Source organism: Chryseobacterium takakiae (assembly GCF_900129385.1).
In the GTDB taxonomy this organism is placed as follows: domain Bacteria; phylum Bacteroidota; class Bacteroidia; order Flavobacteriales; family Weeksellaceae; genus Chryseobacterium; species Chryseobacterium takakiae.
On record NZ_FQVO01000010.1, the window covers coordinates 96595 to 117653 of the forward strand.

15 protein-coding genes and 2 tRNA genes are annotated in these 21059 nt (G+C 35.9%); 7 read left to right on the top strand and 10 right to left on the bottom strand.

All coding sequences use genetic code 11. The features are described 5' to 3' along the window. Nucleotides 1-1093: 1093 nt before the first annotated feature. The 4 genes from BUA76_RS13540 to fbp all read right to left on the bottom strand — a co-directional run bounded on the left by BUA76_RS13540 (nucleotide 1094) and on the right by fbp (nucleotide 6724). A complete protein-coding gene (locus tag BUA76_RS13540; RefSeq protein WP_072885333.1) occupies nucleotides 1094-2320 on the bottom strand; it encodes an MFS transporter in 1227 nt (408 codons plus the stop codon). A gap of 144 nt (nucleotides 2321-2464) precedes the next feature. Then, nucleotides 2465-4138 carry a glutamine--tRNA ligase/YqeY domain fusion protein gene (locus BUA76_RS13545; RefSeq protein ID WP_072885334.1) on the bottom strand — a complete coding sequence of 558 codons (1674 nt, stop codon included), beginning with the start codon at nucleotides 4136-4138 and terminating at the stop codon, nucleotides 2465-2467. Between the two features lie 565 nt (nucleotides 4139-4703). Further along, nucleotides 4704-5708, bottom strand: a complete 1005-nt coding sequence (locus BUA76_RS13550; RefSeq protein WP_072885335.1) for an o-succinylbenzoate synthase — start codon at nucleotides 5706-5708, stop codon at nucleotides 4704-4706. Continuing rightward, complete coding sequence (fbp, locus tag BUA76_RS13555; protein ID WP_072885336.1) at nucleotides 5708-6724, bottom strand: class 1 fructose-bisphosphatase; 1017 nt, start codon at nucleotides 6722-6724, stop codon at nucleotides 5708-5710. The genes BUA76_RS13550 and fbp overlap by 1 nt, the downstream gene beginning before the upstream one ends. Before the next feature lie 315 nt (nucleotides 6725-7039). On the opposite strand from fbp, the gene BUA76_RS13560 reads away from it, so the two are divergent. The 4 genes from BUA76_RS13560 to BUA76_RS13580 all read left to right on the top strand — a co-directional run bounded on the left by BUA76_RS13560 (nucleotide 7040) and on the right by BUA76_RS13580 (nucleotide 10501). Then, the gene (locus BUA76_RS13560) at nucleotides 7040-8278 is read left to right on the top strand and encodes an aspartate kinase (protein ID WP_072885337.1); all 1239 of its coding nucleotides are present in this window, start codon (nucleotides 7040-7042) and stop codon (nucleotides 8276-8278) included. A gap of 22 nt (nucleotides 8279-8300) precedes the next feature. Continuing rightward, nucleotides 8301-10142, top strand: a complete 1842-nt coding sequence (locus BUA76_RS13565) for a lysophospholipid acyltransferase family protein (RefSeq protein ID WP_072885338.1) — start codon at nucleotides 8301-8303, stop codon at nucleotides 10140-10142. Between the two features lie 97 nt (nucleotides 10143-10239). Next, a tRNA-Phe gene (locus tag BUA76_RS13570) sits at nucleotides 10240-10312 on the top strand. A gap of 116 nt (nucleotides 10313-10428) precedes the next feature. Further along, nucleotides 10429-10501, top strand: a tRNA-Phe gene (locus BUA76_RS13580). A gap of 148 nt (nucleotides 10502-10649) precedes the next feature. Here the strand turns inward: BUA76_RS13580 and BUA76_RS13585 are convergent. From BUA76_RS13585 to BUA76_RS13605, 5 genes are all read right to left on the bottom strand, one after another. Continuing rightward, the gene (locus BUA76_RS13585) at nucleotides 10650-11357 is read right to left on the bottom strand and encodes a hypothetical protein (protein WP_072885340.1); all 708 of its coding nucleotides are present in this window, start codon (nucleotides 11355-11357) and stop codon (nucleotides 10650-10652) included. Nucleotides 11358-11525: 168 nt separating this feature from the next. Next, on the bottom strand, nucleotides 11526-15584 hold the full coding sequence (locus BUA76_RS13590) for a beta strand repeat-containing protein (protein WP_072885341.1): 4059 nt from the start codon (nucleotides 15582-15584) through the stop codon (nucleotides 11526-11528). A gap of 4 nt (nucleotides 15585-15588) precedes the next feature. After that, entirely contained in the window at nucleotides 15589-15996 is a 408-nt protein-coding gene (locus BUA76_RS13595; RefSeq protein WP_072885342.1) for a T9SS type A sorting domain-containing protein, read from the bottom strand. Nucleotides 15997-16006: 10 nt separating this feature from the next. Beyond that, nucleotides 16007-16408 carry a hypothetical protein gene (locus BUA76_RS13600; protein WP_072885343.1) on the bottom strand — a complete coding sequence of 134 codons (402 nt, stop codon included), beginning with the start codon at nucleotides 16406-16408 and terminating at the stop codon, nucleotides 16007-16009. 3 nt (nucleotides 16409-16411) lie between these two features. Beyond that, on the bottom strand, nucleotides 16412-17014 hold the full coding sequence (locus BUA76_RS13605; RefSeq protein ID WP_072885344.1) for an outer membrane beta-barrel protein: 603 nt from the start codon (nucleotides 17012-17014) through the stop codon (nucleotides 16412-16414). Nucleotides 17015-17754: 740 nt separating this feature from the next. On the opposite strand from BUA76_RS13605, the gene BUA76_RS13610 reads away from it, so the two are divergent. Genes BUA76_RS13610 through BUA76_RS13620 form a run of 3 tightly spaced genes read left to right on the top strand, consistent with a single transcriptional unit; the run spans nucleotide 17755 to nucleotide 19778 of the window. After that, nucleotides 17755-18936 (top strand): thioredoxin family protein, encoded by a 1182-nt coding sequence (locus BUA76_RS13610; protein WP_072885345.1) that lies wholly within the window; start codon nucleotides 17755-17757, stop codon nucleotides 18934-18936. Next, nucleotides 18936-19565 carry a DUF3575 domain-containing protein gene (locus tag BUA76_RS13615; protein ID WP_072885346.1) on the top strand — a complete coding sequence of 210 codons (630 nt, stop codon included), beginning with the start codon at nucleotides 18936-18938 and terminating at the stop codon, nucleotides 19563-19565. Before BUA76_RS13610 ends, BUA76_RS13615 begins: the two co-directional genes overlap by 1 nt. A gap of 6 nt (nucleotides 19566-19571) precedes the next feature. Continuing rightward, nucleotides 19572-19778, top strand: coding sequence for a hypothetical protein (locus BUA76_RS13620; protein WP_072885347.1), 207 nt, complete (start codon nucleotides 19572-19574; stop codon nucleotides 19776-19778). A 66-nt stretch (nucleotides 19779-19844) separates the two neighbouring features. Here the strand turns inward: BUA76_RS13620 and BUA76_RS13625 are convergent, their stop codons facing one another. After that, nucleotides 19845-21056, bottom strand: coding sequence for an exo-beta-N-acetylmuramidase NamZ family protein (locus BUA76_RS13625; protein ID WP_072885421.1), 1212 nt, complete (start codon nucleotides 21054-21056; stop codon nucleotides 19845-19847). Between the last annotated feature and the right edge of the window lie 3 nt (nucleotides 21057-21059).

Here is a 21059-nt window from a genome sequence, read left to right on the forward strand (position 1 = left end):
TATTTTTAAAATTTTATGGTGACCTTGTGATTTTTTTTACCACAGATTTGCACGGATTGGCGCAGATTAATTTATCCTAAAAGCTTTGTTAAAATGTTGTTGAGATGCTTAGGGAATGACAAATTTTTTTTTGATTAATGCTGTAGTATTATGATTCTCCCGCAGATTGCACGGATGAAGCAGATTAATTTATCCTAAAAGCTTTTGTTAAAATGTTGTTGAGATGCTTAGTGAATGACAATTTTTTTTGATTAATGCTGTAGTATTATGATTCTCCCGCAGATTGCACGGATGAAGCAGATTATTTTATCCTAAAAGCTTTTGTTAAAATATTGTTGAAATGCTTAGGGAATAACAAAATTTTTTTTTGATTAATGCTGTAGTATTATGATTCTCCCGCAGATTGCACGGATGAAGCAGATTATTTTATCCTAAAAGCTTTTATTAAAATATTGTTGAAATGCTTAGGGAATAACAAAAATTTTTTTTGATTAATACTGTAGTATTATGTCTCTCCCGCAGATTGCACGGATTGGGCAGATTAATTTATCCTAAAAGCTTTGTTAAAATGTTGTTGAGATGCTTAGGGAATGACAATTTTTTTTGATTAATGCTGTAGTATTATGTCTCTCCCGCAGATTGCACGGATGAAGCAGATTAATTTAAATATACATAATCATTTGTGAGATCTGTGCAATCTGTGGGAACTTAAAAATAGTTTCAGTTTAATAAGAGCGTTGAGATCCTTTCAGGATGACAAACTGTGTGCAGTTGCTTCTGTAAAACTTATTATTTTCTCCCACTGATTTTACAGATTTACATAGATTTATTTAAAAGGGCATTGAGATGCTTATGTATATTCAATTTAAGTAATTATAAAATCCTGTCAAGTTCTATTTGACAGGTTCTTTTATAACATGTCCTCGCGTGAGGGATGCGGCGGGCGGCGACGCAGGAGCCGGTGCGCGTGAGAAACGAACGCGTACGGAAGCGAAGCGGACCCCAAAGCAGCCCGGCCCGAATTGTAGGGAAACCTCATAGGTTTTAAAAACCTATGAGGTTTAGCTTTGGCATGAGGGACACGCCCAAAAAATTATTCAGCGTGTTTTCTGTTGCCAATCATCCACGGAACGATGAAATAAAATGCCATAGCAATGGCTGTCGCTAGAATTCCGGTTCCGATCCACAAGGTGGTAAAACCTAGTTTTTCCGCAATTAAAGTTCCGAGATAAGGGGTTACGATAAATGCTATGGAAAATGATATCCCGTTTAGCCCCATGTAAGCACCTTTATTATTTTTTCCGGATCGCAATGCCGTAATGGTAGACATGAAAGGCAGCGCCCAGATTTCCCCAACGCATAGTAAGCTCATGGAGACGATCAAAGTAAGCATACTGTGATCAAAACCCAGCATTGCATAGGAAATTCCGCAGATAAAAGTTCCGAGAAACATGGTCACGGCAAGACTGAAATATTTTTCCGCCACCTGAACGAGCCCCATTTCCAGTAACACCACTACAAAGCCGCTGTAGCCTAACAGATAACCGATATTTTGCTGACTGAGATGAGCCGTATCTTTGTAAAAGATAGTGAGTGTACTGAACAACTGAAAAAAACAGATGGAAAACAACATACAGAAAAAACAGTATAGTAAAAATTTACCATCCCGGTACGGAGAACTGTCCTTTTTAATTTCGATTACTTCTTTTACTTTTTGGGCCTTCAGACGGGCGAGTTTGTTTCGTTTTTTAAAGAAAACTATATAAAGAATCCCGGCCGACAAAGCGGTTAAAGCATTGGCAAAGAACAGGAATTCGTAAGAAATCGCCGATAAAATACCACCCAATGCGGGACCAATAGAAAACCCCAAATTGACCGCCATCCTGTTTAATGAAAATGCACGGGTAATGTTTTCGGGCTTCGCATATTTGGTAATGGCTACGGAGTTGGCCGGCCGGAAAGCGTCACTTACAATACTCTGAACCAAAATAATGGCTGCGACCCCAACTTCCGTCTTGAAAACAGGAATGAGGCAGAACAAAGGTACACTCAGCAATAAACTGAAAGACTGCACTTTGTATTCTCCGATTTTATCGGTAATAAATCCGCCCAGCCATGAGCCTATAACGGAACCGATCCCGAAAAAGCTTAATACAATTCCCGTATTTTCTATGCTGAAATGTAAATGGCTGGTCATATATACTCCCAAAAACGGAAGTACCATGGATCCGGCCCGGTTGATGAGCATTACCAGGGCCAGCATCCAGCTTTCTTTGGAAAGCCCTTTGAATGAATTGGTATATAGATATATTAATTTCATGATTTTATTTTTTTAATAGGATTTTATCCTATTTTGGTTTAAGTCGTCCCTTCGGGACTCTTTTCTTCACTATTATCTGTTTAAATAAAAAAACAGGACTTAAAAAATTAAGCCCTGTTCATTTATATTGGTATAAATAAATTATTACTCCGGCTTATAAGAGTCTTTTAAAGTCACGGTTCTGTTGAATACCAAATTGTCTTCGGTAGAATCCTGATCTTTTGTAAAATAGCCAATTCTCTGAAACTGAAGCGGTTCTCCTACTTCAACATCTTTAAGGTTTGGCTCTGCAAATCCTTTTACCACGGTTACAGATTCCGGGTTGATAAAGTTTAAAAAGTCTACTTCTTTCTCTGCATCCGGCTGTTCCACCGTAAAGAGTTTATCATAATTTCTGACTTCCACAGGAATAGCGTGTTTTGCAGATACCCAGTGAATGGTTCCTTTTACTTTTCTCAGACTTTCTTCCGTTCCGCTGCCTGACTTGGACTTTTCGTCGTACGTTGCGTAGATGGTGGTAATATTCCCGTTCTCATCCTTTTCCACTCTTTCTCCTTTAATGATGTAAGCAGATTTTAAGCGGACTTCTCCACCCAGTTTCAGTCTGAAGAATTTATTATTGGCTTCTTCCTTGAAATCTTCACGCTCGATATACAATTCTCTTGAGAAAGGTATTTGCCTTGTTCCTGCATTTTCCTGTTCCGGATTGTTTTCCGTTTCCAGCCATTCTTCATTTTCTTCAGGATAGTTTTCAATGACTAATTTTACAGGATCTACGACCGTCATTACCCGTTTTGCAACTTTATTTAAGTCTTCACGAACACAGAATTCCAACAGCTGAATTTCGATAAGGTTTTCCCTTTTGGCAACTCCTACTTTTTCAATAAAATTCCTGATCGCTGTTGCAGTATATCCTTTTCTTCTCATTCCTGAAATAGTAGGCATTCTTGGGTCATCCCATCCGTTTACTACTTTTTCAGCAATCAGTCTTTGCAGTTTTCTTTTGGAAGTAATCATATAAGAGACATTCATTCGTGCGAATTCTCTCTGCTTATTTCTTACTTTCGTTTCGTCGTATACCTGATCCAGATACCAATCATACAACGGCCTGTGGTTTTCAAATTCCAAAGAACATAAGGAGTGTGAAATTTGTTCAATATAATCGGATTCACCATGTGCCCAGTCGTACATCGGGTAAATTTTCCATGCAGTACCTGTTCTGTGGTGAGGTCTTTTTAAAATCCTGTACATCACAGGGTCACGCATGTTCATATTGGGCGACGTCATGTCTATTTTTGCACGAAGAGACATTGAGCCTTCTTCAAATTCTCCGTTTTTCATTCTTTCGAATAAGTCTAAAGATTCTTCTACCGGACGGTTTCTGTATGGAGATTCAATACCCGGTTCGGTAGGATTTTTCCGCTGTTCGGTAATCACTTCAGACGGTTGCTCATCTACATAAGCCTTACCATTTTTGATCATCTGAACCGCCCAGTCGTAAAGCTGCTGGAAGTAATCGGAGGCGTACAACACTTTATCCCATTTGAAACCTAACCATTCAACATCTTTCATGATAGAATCTACGTATTCCTGCTCTTCTTTTTCAGGATTCGTATCGTCGAAACGAAGGTTCACGGGAGCGTTGTATTTTTCGCCCAATCCAAAGTTGATGCAGATGGCTTTTGTATGCCCTACATGCAGATAACCGTTGGGTTCAGGCGGAAAACGGAAACGGATCTGATCTCTTTTGAGGCCGTTTGCCAAATCATCTTCGATAATTTGCTCAATAAAATTGAGTGATTTTTTTTCTTCTTCCATTGAATTCGCTTTAAGGATGCCGCATCTGCGACAATTTGCAAATTTAGGAAATTTTAAAGTTTTACGGAAATTATAGTTAATGGGTTTTAGTGGTATTATTCGATATATTAGTTTATCTTTGCCCTAACTAAAACCATAGCTAAATTATACATTATGTCCATATCCATTCTATACTCTGAAAAGGACCTCTATTTTCAAAATCATTCTGAAGTCTAAGATTAACTGTAATTTAATTTTCCGTTAAACAAAAAAACACTGGAAAGGTCAATATCCTATTAAACAGCTATTTATAAAAACCTCCTGAAATATATCACATTCAATACTGAAAAATACCATATTATGGCACAAAGATTGCAAACAAATAAGCGCACACAAACTAAATAATATTGTTATGAAAAAGGTTAAAAGAACGTTTTCTTCATTTTTAGAATACATTAAAAAGGCAATTTTCGTAGAAGATGTTATCTAGCAAGAAATGAATCTCACAGTATGAAATTATATTATCCTATATTTCATTTAAAATAAGGATAAGGTAAAAGTAATCTGAAAGGCTCCAATCTTCTGACTAAACTTTAAAGTATAATAATTCTCCTTTCAAATCAAGATTGGATTCGAAATTATTAACAAATAAAGATCCGGTACCCAGACCCTGCGGCATCGGATTTTTTTTGGTGAATGTGTACTGGGCAATGGCATTCAGGCCGATATTGCTTTCCAGTGCGGAAGTAATCCACCAGCCGATATTGCGTTTTTCTGCCAGCTCAATCCATTCGTCCGAACCTGAAAATCCACCAATTAATGATGGTTTTAAAATAATATACTGTGGCTTTATAGCTTCAAGAAGATCAGCTTTTTGATCGATATCAACAATTCCTATTAATTCTTCGTCTAAAGCAATAGCTGTAGGAGTTTCTGCGCACAATTCAGCCATATCATTCCAGTTTCCCGCTTTTATGGGTTGTTCAATGGAATGAATATGTAAATCTGACAGCTGCTGCAAAACCGTTTTGGCTTCATGTTTTGTAAAACCTCCGTTGGCGTCAACGCGCAACTCCAGCATCTCATTTGAAAATTTCTGTCTTAATTTCTGAAGAATCTCATGTTCGGATTTCCAGTCGACCCCGATTTTTAATTTGATGCAATGAAATCCCTGATCCAATTTATCCTGAATCTGCTCTTCCATATATCCAATATCTCCCATCCATATTAAACCATTAATGACCACAGGCTTATCTCCCTCAGTAAATTCACCGGGAAAATAAATACGATCTCCGTGTTTCAGGTTTAAAATAGCCTGTTCATAACCGAACCATATCGAAGGAAAATCTTTCAGTTCTTTTTTTAAATATTCATACTCCTGCTGAATATTTTCGCAAAGCCATTGAAGCTTCTCTTCATAATCCGGCCTGTCGTCAAAGCTGAGCCCTCTGAAAACTGCGCATTCTCCTACTCCTTTATTTTCATTTTCATAGATCGTAAGAATAAAAGTTTCCTTTTCATACAAAACGCCGCGAGATGTTCCACTCGGGCGCTTGAATTCTAATACATATCTGAAATATTCTGCTGTCATTATTTTACGCTGTCGATTCTCATAAATTCTTCCGCTTTTTCCACCATATCAACACTTCCGCAGAAGAAAGGAATTCTCTGATGCAGCTCTTCCGGTTCTATTTCAAGAATTCTTCTGAATCCGTCCGTTGCTTTTCCTCCGGCCTGTTCTGCAAGAAATGCCATCGGGTTACATTCATACAGCAACCTTAGTTTCCCGTTCGGAGCCTGAGAATATGACGGATAAATATAAATCCCTCCTTTCAGCATATTTCTGTGAAAATCTGCAACAAGCGAACCTATATACCGGGAAGTATAAGGCCTGTCTCCTTCTTCCATCTGGCAATATTTAAGGTAATTTTTTACGCCTTGCGGAAATTTGATATAATTTCCTTCGTTGATGGAATAAATTTTTCCTGTTTTTGGGAACATCATGTTCGGATGAGAAAGATAGTAAGTACCTAACGAAGGATCAAGCGTAAATCCATTTACTCCATTTCCCGTAGTGTACACAATCATGGTTGATGATCCGTAAATCACATATCCTGCAGCAATCTGATTGATTCCTTTTTGCAAAAAATCTTCAAGCTGAACCGGAGTTCCGGGTTCTGTAACCCTTCTGTAAATAGAAAAAATAGTTCCTACGGAAACATTTACATCAATATTTGATGAGCCGTCCAGAGGATCAATCAATACAACGTATTTGCTTAAATGACCGTTTTCACCGCATTTTATATCAATGAAATCATCATTTTCCTCAGAGGCAATTCCGCAGACCACTTCTCTTTGAGACAGAGCGGTAATAAAAATTTCGTTGGCAATCACATCGAGCTTCTGCTGTTCTTCTCCCTGAATATTCTGGTTTCCGGCAGCGCCTGCAATGTCTACAATTCCTGCTTTATTTACTTCTCTGTTTACTACTTTAGAAGCCAGTCTTATTGCGCTCAGCAGCCTGGAAAACTCCCCGGTGGAATATTGAAAATCATCCTGTCTGTCAATAAGAAATTCTCCTAAAGTCTGTAATGGTCTTTCTGACATATTTTCCTTTTTACGTTTTCCTCAAATTTCGTAAAATTTATCGCAATTTAAAAGAATTATTAACAAAAGAGCTTACTCTTTGTTTATCAATACAATACATGGCTTTCTCTGTTTTTAACGCACCCCTTATCATAAAAAATGAGCCCCAAATCACTAAATGATCTTATGATAATTTCTCAGCATTAATGATTTTAATGAAATCTTAAGGCTGTTGTGATTCAACGCTATTTCATATCTCGTTGTAAATTTATAATTTTGTCACCCGTAAAATATTCCCCACAAATTTTATCTAACAATTTTATTATTAAGAATTTAATGAAAATTTTCAAGTTTGGTGGAGCATCGGTAAAAGATGCCGAAAGTGTAAAAAATGTAGCCATGGTATTAAAAAGCCAGGGATTTGCAAAGTGTCTGCTGGTAATATCAGCAATGGGAAAAACAACGAATGAACTGGAAAAAGTAGTGGAGCTTTATTTCAGGAAAGATAACTATCAAACTGAGATTGAAAAGATAAAACGAAAACACATTGAGATTGCGGAAGGGCTTTTCCCTGAAAATCATGCTGTGTTTGCAGAGATCAACTTATTTTTTGATGATATTGATTCTTTTTTAAGAAGAAATAAATCTCCTAACTACAACTTTGTATATGATCAGGTGGTAAGCTGTGGGGAAATGATTTCTACCAAAATTGTGAGTGAATATCTAAACGAAATCCAGTTTACCAACCAGTGGCTGGATGCAAGAGATTATGTAAAAACCGACAATTCCTACCGAGAAGGTGTTGTAGACTGGGCTAAAACTGAAGAATTCATCTCAAATCTCAACAAGGAAATCTGCTATGTAACCCAGGGTTTTATAGGTTCTGATGATAATAATTTTACCGTAACGCTGGGAAGAGAAGGTTCGGATTACTCTGCTGCGATTTTCGCATATTGCTTAAATGCAGATGCGATGACGATCTGGAAAGATGTGCCGGGTGTAATGACCGGAGATCCGAGAAAGTTTAAAGATGTAACACTGCTTTCTCATATTTCGTACGAAGAAGCTATTGAAATGGCGTATTACGGAGCGAGTGTCATTCACCCGAAAACACTTCAGCCGCTTCAGCAAAAGAATATTCCATTTTATGTAAAATCTTTTATAGATCCTACTAAAGAAGGAACCAAAGTAGGTGCTTCCGAGAAAAACCAGAGTGAGGAAACTTATATTTTAAAAGAAAACCAGACTCTTTTAAAAATCTCAACAAGAGACTTTTCATTTATTGCAGAAGATCACATGAGTCTGATTTTCGGGTATTTATCGAAAAATAAAATTAAGGTTTCTTTGATGCAGAATTCAGCGATTTCCCTGGCTTTGTGCCTTGAAGATAAATTCAACAATATTGATGAGCTGAATGAAGAACTTCAGAAAGTATTCCGCACGGAAGTGATAAAAAACGTATCTTTATTTACGGTAAGGAATGCGAAGATGGATCATATAGATCAATTTTACCAGGAAAAAAGTGTATTATTGGAGCAGATTTCAAAGAATACCCTTCAAATGGTAACACAATAAAACTAATTGCGACTAAACACACATGAGTTTAATATCGAAAAACGATTTGATAAAGGCTTCCGGCTTACATAAAATAGGGTTTTTGAAGAATCCTGTGGCATCTGCTGTGATGAGCGTTGCCAAAATAAATGAAGTAAACAAATTATACGATAAATTAAAAGACAAGGAAGGCAAAGACTTTTTCGATTCATTCGTAAGAGAACGAAATTTAAGCTACATAGCATTTGAGGAAGATCTGGCAAAAATCCCGAAAACGGGGCCGTTCATTCTTGTTTCCAATCATCCGCTTGGTGCGATAGACGGTATTTTGATGTGCAAAGTTCTTTCCGAGGTGCGCCCCGATTTCAAGGTGATGGGAAATTTCCTGCTGGAAAAAATAAAACCCATGGAACCTTATGTGATTTCGGTAAATCCTTTCGAAAAAAGGAAAGATGCGTACAGCAGCTCATCCGGAATGCGTGAAACCTTAAAACATCTTCAAAACGGAGGCTGTGTAGGTATTTTTCCGGCAGGAGAAGTTTCCAATAAAAATAATCCGTACGGAGAAATTTTAGATAAGGAATGGGAAAAACCGGCGCTTAAGCTCATCAGAATGGCCAAAGTGCCGGTTGTTCCTATGTATTTTCATGCCAAGAACAGCAGGCTTTTTTATCAGATGGCGAAAATCCATCCGAGTTTACAGACCCTTATGCTTCCTGCGGAAATGATGAATGACAGGGAAAAGCCGATCAGGATTCGTATCGGAAGACCAATTGCCGTAAAGGCAATGGATGATATGGAAAGTATTGAAGAGCTTGGCGATTTTCTGAAACGTAAGGTTTATATGATGAAATCTTACTATGAAAAGCGAAAATCTCTGGCACAAAGCATCAATCTTAAAAATCTTTCAGTAAAGTTTCCTTTGCTGAAGGAAGAAAATATTGTTCAGAACATCATCGACGAAACGCCTAAAGAAGATATTCTTAAAGATATCCAAAAGCTGAAAGGTACCGATAAGATGTTTTTCAGCAATGGAAACTATGAAGTTTATTTTACCAAATATGAGGAAATCCCTTCCATTATGAGGGAAATCGGCAGACAAAGAGAACTTACATTCCGTGCTGTGGGAGAAGGCAGCAACCTTCCTTTCGATCTGGATGAATATGATAAACATTATCATCACCTTTTTTTATGGGACAGCGCCGAAGAAAGACTGGTAGGAGCTTACAGAATGGCTTTAGGAAGAGAGGTGATGAAAAAATCCGGAATCAAAGGATTTTACACCAGCTCATTGTTTGAATTTGAACAGGACATACATCCTTTTTTTAAAAAGGTGATTGAAATGGGACGAGCATATATCTGCCAGGATTATCAGCAGAAACCGCTTCCGCTTTTCCTTCTTTGGAGAGGAATTGTGCATGTTTGCCTGAGAAATCCGGATCATAAATTTCTGATGGGCGGCGTAAGCATTTCCAATAAATTTTCCGAGTTTTCCAAATCTCTGATGATTGAGTTTATGCGCTCGAATTATTATGATTCGGCAGTAGCTCAATACATTACGCCAAGAAATGAATACAAAGTAAAGCTTCGTGACAGGGATAAGCATCTTTTTTTCGAAGAGATGGAATCTGACCTGAACAAGCTGGATAAAATCATTGATGATCTTGAACCTGAACTAAGACTGCCTGTTTTAATTAAAAAATACATCAAGCAAAATGCGAAAGTAATTGCTTTCAATGTTGATCCGAATTTTAATGACGCGATTGACGGATTGATGTATATCAGAATAAGTGATCTGCCTGAAAACACGATAAAGCCTGTATTGGAAGAGATGAGTGAGCAGATCCGCAGGGAACAGGAAAATAATTCGGTTGAAAATCAATAGGTTTTTAATTTTTGTTAAAAAAAGTAATGTTAATACTTGCTTCATATATGAAAACTTAGTACTTTTGCATCACTTTAAAACAACGAAGTAAAAGAATGGTTTCTTAGCTCAGTTGGTAGAGCAATGGATTGAAAATCCATGTGTCCCTGGTTCGATTCCTGGAGAAACCACAAAAACCACCTTCACCAAAAGGTGGTTTTCTTTTCTAAGTTTTTAAAATTAATTGCGGGATGTGATATTTATTATTACTTTTGCAGCACTTCAAAAAAAGAAGTAAAAATTAAATGGTTTCTTAGCTCAGTTGGTAGAGCAATGGATTGAAAATCCATGTGTCCCTGGTTCGATTCCTGGAGAAACCACAATCAATAACAATTACAAAAAATCCTTCAAATTATTCTGAAGGATTTTTCTTTTAATTAGCAAATCAAATTCTTTCAAGTTGAACCCCGTCAAGTTTTCGTAACCGGGTTAATCAATTGTTTACAAAGTATACCACTGATACTGACATTATCGAATTTTATTTAAAATGCTTGTTATTCTTCTCAATTCTTTTTCCATAGACTCCATCTTATTTTCAAGAAGTTCAGTTCGTTTCGCCCACTCTTTCATCTTTAGTTCCAAAAGCTGGCTGATTTTCATATTCAGAACGATCAGCTCATCTCTATCAAGATGCTTTAAATCAGAAATTTTTTTTCCTCTTACAAAATAAGAATAGGACTTAGGAAGATTATTTTTTATTGAAAATGTAAATTCGTTAGGAACTTTTTCAACTTTAGATTCCAATTTCATTCCGTCTTTTGTTTCAAGCATTATATAATCCCCTACTATTAAATTATGTTTATTAGGCATTGTAAGCTCAAGAAGATCAACATTGCGGTTATAAATTACTTTATCAGTATTGGAATAAATATCCGGTATATAAGCTGCCTGATGATCTACCAAACCCGGACTATATGATGAAATACTATCCGTAGGGAAATAATAATGTTCTTTGCTTGCATAGGGAAAATCTTTCTCTGTGTATACCGCTTTGTAAAAAGGGATTTTTTCAAAACTTTCCAAAAGCAGACTATCCTGTACAGGATCTGGCAAAGCCTTTCTTTGTATAAGCCTTTCATCCATAGGAAAGTAAATATTTTTCTTCTCTATCGTTTGCTGAGAAAAAAAGAGATTTGTACCGACACAAAAATATATTAATACATTTAAAATTCTCATTCCGTTTTATTTTTTAATCATTACAATATGTTGAATTCTTTCATTTATAAAGTACGGTCATTAAAAACAGAAGCGCTTATAACTCAATTGTATATATTATAAGCGTTTTCTGTAATGAAAATATCTATTATAATGAAAGTTTTTAAATAGATTTAATTGATTTTTTATTTAAAGTAAATTTGCCTTTACCTGATTTACAACAAATTTAAAGCACTGATTAAGAAACTTTTGTTCATCGGAGTTTAGTTTCTGATTAAGCTCTTTGGCAAAGAAAATACCTGCAAAATAATTATTAACCTCATTTTCAATATATAAGTCTTTATTTTTTAATGCATCAATATTTTGTTCTTTCAGGCTCTGCACAATACTCGCAACTATTTTATTAAAAGAATCATTTTTTATAAGATTTTTGGATGATGTCAATTTTGAATCATCATTGATTATTTCCTGATCATTGTTAACTTGTTTTGTAGTAAATGCTGCATCAGGATTTTTTGATAAATAATTCTCAATTTTAGTCAGTCTGGATTCTAAATCTGTGATTTTAGTCTGTTGTTCTTTAATGACGCCTACGACATCATTGGTATTGATACCCACTACGACATTAATCAGTTTCGAAACATTTGTTTCTTCCCAAGCAATTCCTATGATATTTTTATAATCATCAATTTCCATCATATCTTTCGATTTTGCCACAGCATATCCGTCATTGTTCCCGGATGGGATAATGTAATCTCCGATTTTTGCTTTATTAAGTACAAAGACAGGAACCTGCCCCATAAAAGCCACCGCCTTGAATTTTTTCTCATTTTCTTTTGAAGGAGTTTTACCTACTACCGCAGGATTTGTTGAAACTACCATTATTTTATCACTGCCATTTGTGTTAAGAGAAATTTTACCGCCTTTAACCCCAACCACCTGTGCAGGAATAATTTTTTTAAAATCACTGTGATCCGTCAATTCCAAATATTCTGCATAATCTCCCGCACTTGAAGAGTATACTACACCAACAGTATTTTCAAGTCCCTCTCTCAGATCTGAGAATACATCAATTGTTTCTACACTTATCAGAATATCTTTGGCAAGTGATACAACTTTTTCGGCATATTTCGTAGCAGTAAGAAGCTCAAGGTTCGACTTGCTATCCTGTGCCTGAGAAGCCTGTGCAGATCCTCCGCCTACTACCGAACCCCCATTGGAAGTTCCCCCTGTTACTCCCCCTGGTTTTAGACCTGCTGAGGTCTCTTTACTTTTATCAGACTTTTGTTTTTCTAAGAGCTCTAAAGCCTCTTCAAAAGCTTTAAATGCTATTTTAAGTACTAAAGAACGCTCTTCAAGAGCTTTAAACCTACCGGCTCGTAAATAAGCCCCATCTTTATCAATGAGTTCTGAAAGATTTTGTCCTTCTATTCTACCTACCATTTTTCCGTCTCTATTCCAAAATGAGATGAAATTATTACCTGTAGTAACATCTGTAGAATTTACGGCTCCATAGGCCGCTCCATAATTGCTTTCTGCATGTTTGTTTAATTTAATGGCAATCCCCTGATCTACAGCATTTACTTTAAAAGCATAGGAATCAATTAAATTATCCGGACCATATCCCTGGTTGTTCAAAAGCGGTTGTTGAAACGGGTTGCTGTAATAGGTGTATGTGTCTACCGTAAAAGGAGTAAGGGTATTTACAGAAGCATTCTGTGCAAAGATTTTACCTAGCACGGATAGGTTTCCGTTGATAATCGCTCCACCGTCAACTTTTAAGGCGGCATTGGTAAAATCACCATACGGCTGGCTTAAAGTAGATTTAATATGGAGTCTTTTTCCTATTATCGCACCTCCGTCTACTTCCAGTGCCTTATTGTTATCTTCATCAACCGTACTTTTAATCTCCACCTGCTTGTTGAAAGCAGCAAGATCATTGAATGTACTCAATTTGTTCGTATAAAGATTACCATTAAGATTGGTATCTTTTGTAACATTAAGATTTTGTCCTACATTAATGTTTTCATTTACCCCTAAACCACCTCCAACAACTAGTGCTCCGGTAGAGGGACTTGTGGAGATTGTTGCATTGGTAATATTGGTAATTCCGCCTATTGTTGCAGTGCTATTTACGGCCAAAGTATTGGTTGTCGTATTGGCTGCAACGGCTAAACTTTGGCCAACGTTGGCATTTTGCAGTGCATTTAAATTACCGTTCGCGGTTATATTCTGAACTGCTGTAATATTTTTCCCTGAATAAATGTTTTTTTCAACTCCCAGTCCACCATCCGTCACAATAAGCGCCCCCGAGTTTTGATCGACTGCATCTGCAGTACCATTGATCTGCAACGTATTATTAAGGGTTAAATTGTTTGCAGTAAGCGTTCCATTAACATTTGCATTTTGTGCAACATTAAGATTTCCAGCAGTGTTTAGATTTTGTCCAACATTTACATTTTGATTCACTCCTAGACCTCCTCCAACAATTAACGCTCCGGTTGCAGGGCTTGTTGAAGATGTTCCGTTGGTAATGGTAGTCACTCCTCCCAGTGTTGAAATGGTATTTACATTTAAGCTATTGGTTGTTGTATTTGCCGCTACTGTAAGATTCTGACCAACATTGGTGTTAAGTAAGGAAGTTAAGTTTTTATTGGCTGTAATATCCTGAACTGCGGTGATATTTTTTCCGGAATAAATGTTTTTTTCTACTCCCAAACCGCCATCAGTCACAATAAGCGCCCCAGAGTTTTGATCAACTGCATCTGCAGTTCCGTTAATTTGGAGTGCATTATTAACAGCTACATTATTTGTCGTAAGGACTCCGTTGATTTTAGCATTTTGAGCGACGTTAAGATTTTCACCAATCCCTACTCCACCCTGTACAACCAAAGCGCCTTCTGCAGGAGTAGTGGAAAAGGTATTATTTGCTATTTTAGTGATACCTTGTATCGTACTGTTTCCGGCAACATTAAGGGTATTAAGATTTGTAGTATTGGCTACAGTAAGATTGTTATCAGATATTATATTTGCATTGGCTCTGATGCTTCCTCCAGCTACAATATCTTTTTCCACGCCAAGACCGCCGGATTCAATAATTACAGCTCCATGATCTTTATTGGTAGCATTATCAGTTCCATTTGCTTTAATATTTTGTCCAACTGCCAAGTTTTGCAGAGCATTCATATTTCCTGAAACATTTGTGTTTCCGCCAACATTCAGATTTTTAGCTACAGAGGCACCACCTGCTGTAACAAATGATCCTTCATTCAGATTGTTCGATTCAGAAATATCATTGATTTTGACGGCCTTATCAAAATCGGCCTTATCCGCAAATTTTGAAGTTCCCGCTACCTGGAGATTCCCTGAAAGATTTGTATTGTTGGAAACAGAAAGATTTTCCCCAACATTTAAATTCTTCTTTATCCCCGTTCCTCCTTTTACGATAAGTGCTCCTGTATCCGGGCTTGTTGACTGGGCTGTTGATTCTATAACCCCTGTTTGTGCTACCAAATTATTTGCAGCAACATTATTTGCGGTAATATTTTGTGTTGCAAGATTGGTAACGGTGAGGGTATTGGTATTTCCAAGATTGATGTCTCCCAGGAAATTAATTTTTCCGTCAGGAGTAATATTGATACGGGTTTGATTATTTGTTTTAAAATTTAAAGGTGATGCATCTACTGTACCTAAAAATCCATTACGCATCCCAACGTATCGGTTACCATACACAGACCATGTATTTCCTTTGGAAGCTAATGTGGAATTGCTGTCTCCGGTAGAATCAGTGCTAGTAGAAACAGTATCTTTACTGTTACCTGTGACTGAATCTGCAGTCAGCGCATGAAATGCATACGGCACTGCATATAGATCCGTAGACTGAAGCTGTACATATTCACCGGACGACGTTCCATTGCTGTTTAGCACCTTGTATTTTACTCTGAGGCTAATCTCCTGATTACTAAAGGGCACCTCATTGAATTTTCCAGTAATTGATGTCCCCTTGCCTACCTGTATAAAAGCCAGACCTTCATTATTAGTGTTGATCTGTTGCTTTTCAGAATACCAGACTTTATCTTTAGTAAACAATTCTACCTCAACGCTAAGATTTTCATTTTTAACAGGAAGATGACTTTTATCGAATATCTGAGATCGGAAAATCATACTATTATAAGGCTTTTCCTGAGCTTTTAAGACATGTGTGGCACATCCTAAAAAGAATAATACGGCATATTTATATATTTTCATTTTGTTATTTTTTTATAATTTTATAAGATTTTTTAGACGCTTCATCCTGTAAGACCAATATGTAAACCCCTGACAACAGATTTACCATATTGATTTTGAAGGTTGAATTTTTCTCTTCTTTTACAGAAATTAGTTTTCCGGACATATCCATTAGATTGTATGAAACTTTATCTCCTTTTAATGCTTTTATATTTACATTTAAAATATCATCTACAGGATTAGGATACAGTACGACCGATAATTCACTTTTAATATTATTATCAGGATATAAGGCATAAGTATTTATTTCCAAACCTTCAGACCTGTTAAATAGCTCCTCAATGATATATTCATGATTTTGCGACTGTGCGAGACATATCGAAGACACAGATAACGCAAACAGAATACTTAAAGAATAAATATTTCTCTTCATGATTCAGATTTTATTTTTTTGCTATTGAACTGCAGCTTACAGCATTGCTATTATTGCTTGTTTCGTAAGTAAATGTAATCTCATCTCTTTCATTATTGATTGTTCCTTCACCAACGATCTGCAGATTATCAGAATAGGTATCAATTATTATTTTATCGGGATTCTGATCACTCACTTTTGCTACAATTGTCGGCCCGTATCCCCCGAAATTCTCAAGGTATAATTCATTGTTGTTTTCATTTTTTTCCCTGATGATCATCGTATAAGTTGTATTCGCAGATCCACAAGAATCACTTACGGTATACTCTCCTATAAACTTCAGTAAAACTGAATCTTCATCTCTGTTACATCCCAAAATCGCAATAAGTATGAGCAGAGAGAACAAAATTTTAATTTTCTTAAAATAATTCATACATTATATTTTTCTAATTAATCCTAGACCTATGGAGAAAGCAATATTTCTTCTTTTTTCATAATAATATTCCTGGTATATATTTGATAAGCCAAACTGCATCCTTGGAATAAAATTGATTTTATATTGATCATTCAGCTTAAATCCGATGTTAACTCCGGATTCTATTCCAAGATCCAGGCTTTTATTATCTACAGATATCGAGAAATAATTGTCTTTGATCTTTACATTGGCTTTTAAAGGAATTCCAATATAACCTCCTGCATAAGGCCTTATCTCAAAATATCTGTTCTGGTAAACCTCCACCCCGAACCGTACTGGTATCTGAATATAGCTCGACGAATAGTCCTTATTTTCGGTAATGAAACCTCTTTTGCTATACCCTAAACCTCCTCCCACATACAAAGTAGTACTGATGTTATAATCATAATTGATCTGAAAAGATGATGCTCCTTTATAAAGAAGATTCTGTTTCTGAAGACCTTTAAATTTTATATAATCCTGATTTACTCTGTCATAATAAGCATTTACGCCTACTTCATGTTTATACTCCTGCCCTCGTAAAGAAGCACAGAAAACCAATGTAATTACTAATAAGTATCGCATGTTTTTTTATTTAATTAATATTTAACTTATTTCAATACTGAACATTTTTGTTTATTCACTGAAATTTGAATAACAGCTGAAACACGTTTCCTTTAGCAAAACAGATTTCTCTGGCTGCCATCATACAGTTATAATTTCAATTCCAATAGGATTGATTTTTTTAGGGAAGTATATGAGAAAATTTTTGGGGAAAGTCTAATCCATTGTTAATCTAGGATTATCGGCTCATCTATAACATCCTGAAGATTAAATATTTTTTTAGAATGTTATAGAATAATACTATATAATAAGAATTATATGAATTTAATAGATGTCGTGATCCTTAAGACGACAAATTATTTGCCTATTAAATTGTTTAGGAAGTTTTAATAATGAATTATCTGTAAAGAAATCTATAATATGTGTACGAAACACATAGAAGTAACAATAATCGTTTTTCATTTCATGTGTAGTTAAATTCAAAAGCTTATCAAGCAAAAATAATATAAATTATTAATATTTCAAAATTTAACATTAATTTATAATAAAAATAAATAAAAAATTGGTTAATTTAAATAATTCACTCAAAAAAACGAATTGAATTAATTAAATTCATAATTTACAATAGAAGAATTAATTTTGTTAACGATGCTTTACAGAGTACACTAATGATTTCGATATTTTATCAATCAAAACTACTTTAATTATGCAGCATTTATATTGAAAATAAGTATCTTCGCTTTTCAAATTTTTATTGAAAAATGAAGAAGATTGTTACCGTTTTGTTTTTATTTTCTGTAATCACCGTTTTTGCGCAGGAGGCTATTCAGTTTCAGGAACTGCCTTTTAAAGATATTATCGCAAAAGCAAAGAAAGAAAATAAGATCGTTTTTATAGATGCGTTTACCTCATGGTGTGGCCCATGCAAAATGATGGAGAAAAATATTTTCACTAAAAAATCCGTGGGAGATTATTATAACGCCAATTTTATCAATGCAAGATTTGATATGGAAAAAGGTGAAGGAAGAGATATTGCAGTGAAATACGGGGTACGCTCATACCCTACCTATCTGTTTCTGAATGGTGATGGAGAGGTTGTTTCACAGAATTACGGTTACATGGAAGAAAGTATGTTCGTCGCGATGGCACAGAATATCAATTCGCCCAACAATAAAAAAGGGTCTTTAAAGGAACGTTTTGAAAAAGGGGAAAAAGATCCTGAATTTCTGATCAACATTATGAAGCTCAATTCTTCTTCAGATTTTGATTTTGCCAAAAGGGCTTCGGAAAGATATTTTGAAAACAAAGCAAAAACATCCGAATTTACAAAAGATGATGTGGGTCTTTTACTATACTTCCTCAAATCTACTGAAGACAAAAATTATAAAGTCTTTACTGAAAGGAAAGCTGACATCATTACATTTTTACCTGAAGAAACCTATCGCGAATTCGACAATCAGATTAAACTGGGAAAAATTGTTGAACAATCAATCGACCATCAGAATAAAAGAATTAACGATGATTACTTCATGAAAGCAGCAGAACCCCTTGTAGGAAAGCATGATGCTGAAGTAAAACTCAACCAGACCAAATTAAGCTATTACGAGCAAAACGCCAATTTCCCGGAATATGAAAAGGCTGCCCTTGTATACTATAAAAATTCGGAAGCTTTCGAGCCTAATGAATTATTAAAAGCAGCATGGATATTTTCTGAACATGTTACTGATGTTACATCATTAAAAAAGGCGGCTGAATGGGCCGAAAAATCTGTCATGCGTACTGAAACTGCTGAAAATACTTATATTCTCGCAAAGCTTTATTTTCTTACCGGAAATACGGAACAGGCTCAGACCTATGCAGAAATGTCAAAAAATATGGCTTCTATGGCTCAAAAAGATTCTAAACTGGCAGAGGAGTTGTTAAAACAAATTAATAAGAAATAATGAAGATCAGATTATTAGCAGCCGTTCTTACCCTTTTTATTTTAGGAAATTTAAATGCCCAGGATCAGGAAAATACCAATAAAACAAGTGTCTATATAAAAGGTAATGCAGTCCTTATTCCTTTAGGGATTGTTAATCTTGCTCTGGAACATCAGCTCAGCAAAAAAATTACCGTACAGGGCGACGTTCTAATCTCTCCGTGGAAGTCTTTTGCAGGGCATGAACTGCAGTATTATTCCGTATCTGCGGAAGGAAGATATTATTTTAATGAAGCGTTCAGACATTTTTATCTGGGAGCCAATATTGCTGCCTCTTCATTTGTTTTGCAAAAATGGAATTATTGGTCTGATGGACCTTATTACAATGATTTTGGAGAAGTTTTTGTGACCTCAAATCTTTATCAGAAAGGTTATTCTATTATATTCGGTATAACGGGAGGGTATCAGTTTAAAATTTCCGACAGATGGAATATTGATGTGTATGCAGTTATTGGATCATCACAGGATTTTTACAAAGGTTATGACAGAACTACCGGTGAACGCTATGACCGAAAAGATAATAAATTCAATAGAAGTGGTGAAATTCTTCCTTACAGAGGAGGCGTCATGATTTCTTATAAACTAAAATAAATTCCCATGAAATTATTCGGAAAAAATCATCTGATTCTTTGTGCCATTACTTTTATCATTCTTTTTCTGATGAATTACCTTGGCAATGACCAAGCTGATAAACTGGAAAGAGCTTTAATGATCGGTGCTGCCGGAGTAATTGGTCTTTCTATCGGTTTAGCAATCATGAATAAAGGCAAAGATGATAAAACTCCGCCTCAGGATTTTGATTAAATGTGAATGTTTAATTGTGAATTCTTTTTTTAATTTGATTAATATTTACAATTGACCATTCCCCTATCAATCTTCGTAGATTACGTATTTTTTTCTGATTTTCTCAAACTTTTCCAAACCGGGTTTCCAGGAATCTTTGATTTCCTTTATAGATTTTCCGGAAATGATCTGCTTTCTAAGTGTATCATTTCCCGCTAACGTATCAAACCAGAAATTTTTGCCGGCTGCAGGTTTAAGGAAAAAGTCCAGTTCCGGATTTTTATAATTTTTATAAGCTTTAAGCACCCACTCAAGATTAAGCGCTCTTAAATCCTTCGGATAATCGGAAAGATTTTCTCCGTAGCAGAGTTTTCCGTTCAGGAAAGGATCCTTAGCTCCGAAATTCGGTTTCGGCGTAAATTGATAAGGCAGGCCTCTTGTCCATGGCGATCCGTATATCTGAAAAGGAAGATCAGTGCCTCTTCCAACGGAAACCTGGATCCCTTCAAAAAAGCATAAGCTTGGATACAGATTAATCGATTTATCATTGGGTAAATTAGGGGAAGGTTTTTCTAATATCGGATATCTTAATTTTTTATGATAATTCTTCATCGGAATTAAAGTATATTTTGCCTGAATTCCTTTTTCCAGCCATTTTTCCCCATTCACCATTTTGCCGTATTCCCCGATGGTAAGACCATAAACTACCGGCACTTCATGCATCCCGACAAAATTCTTCCACTTTTTATCGAGAACAGGACCGTCTGTATAGCCGTCGTGCGGATTCGGGCGGTCGAGCACCATTATCTCAACATGGTTTTCCGCTCCGGCTTCCATAAGATAGGTTAATGTAGAAATATAGGTATAAAACCGTACTCCTACATCCTGTATATCAAAAACCACGATATCAATTCCTTTTAATTGTTCAGGTTTTGGTTTCTTATTATTTCCGTACAAAGAAACAATGGGAATTCCCGTTTTAACATCAATACCGTTTTTCACTTTTTCACCTGCATCCGCGTCGCCTCTGAAACCATGCTCGGGAGCGAAAATAGATTTAATTTTAATACCTTTTTTTGCTAAAAAATCAACAACATGAGTTCTGTCGCTCATTAATCCGGTCTGATTAGTCACCACACCAATTGTTTTACCCTTCAGCAACGGTAAATAGAGTTCCGGCTGATCGGCTCCTGTTTTAAAACCTTCCAAGTCTTTAGATTGAGAATGATATTGATGGAATACTCCTAAAAAAATTAGGCAAATAAGAAGTAAATTTTTAATTTTGAAATCTAAATTCATAAG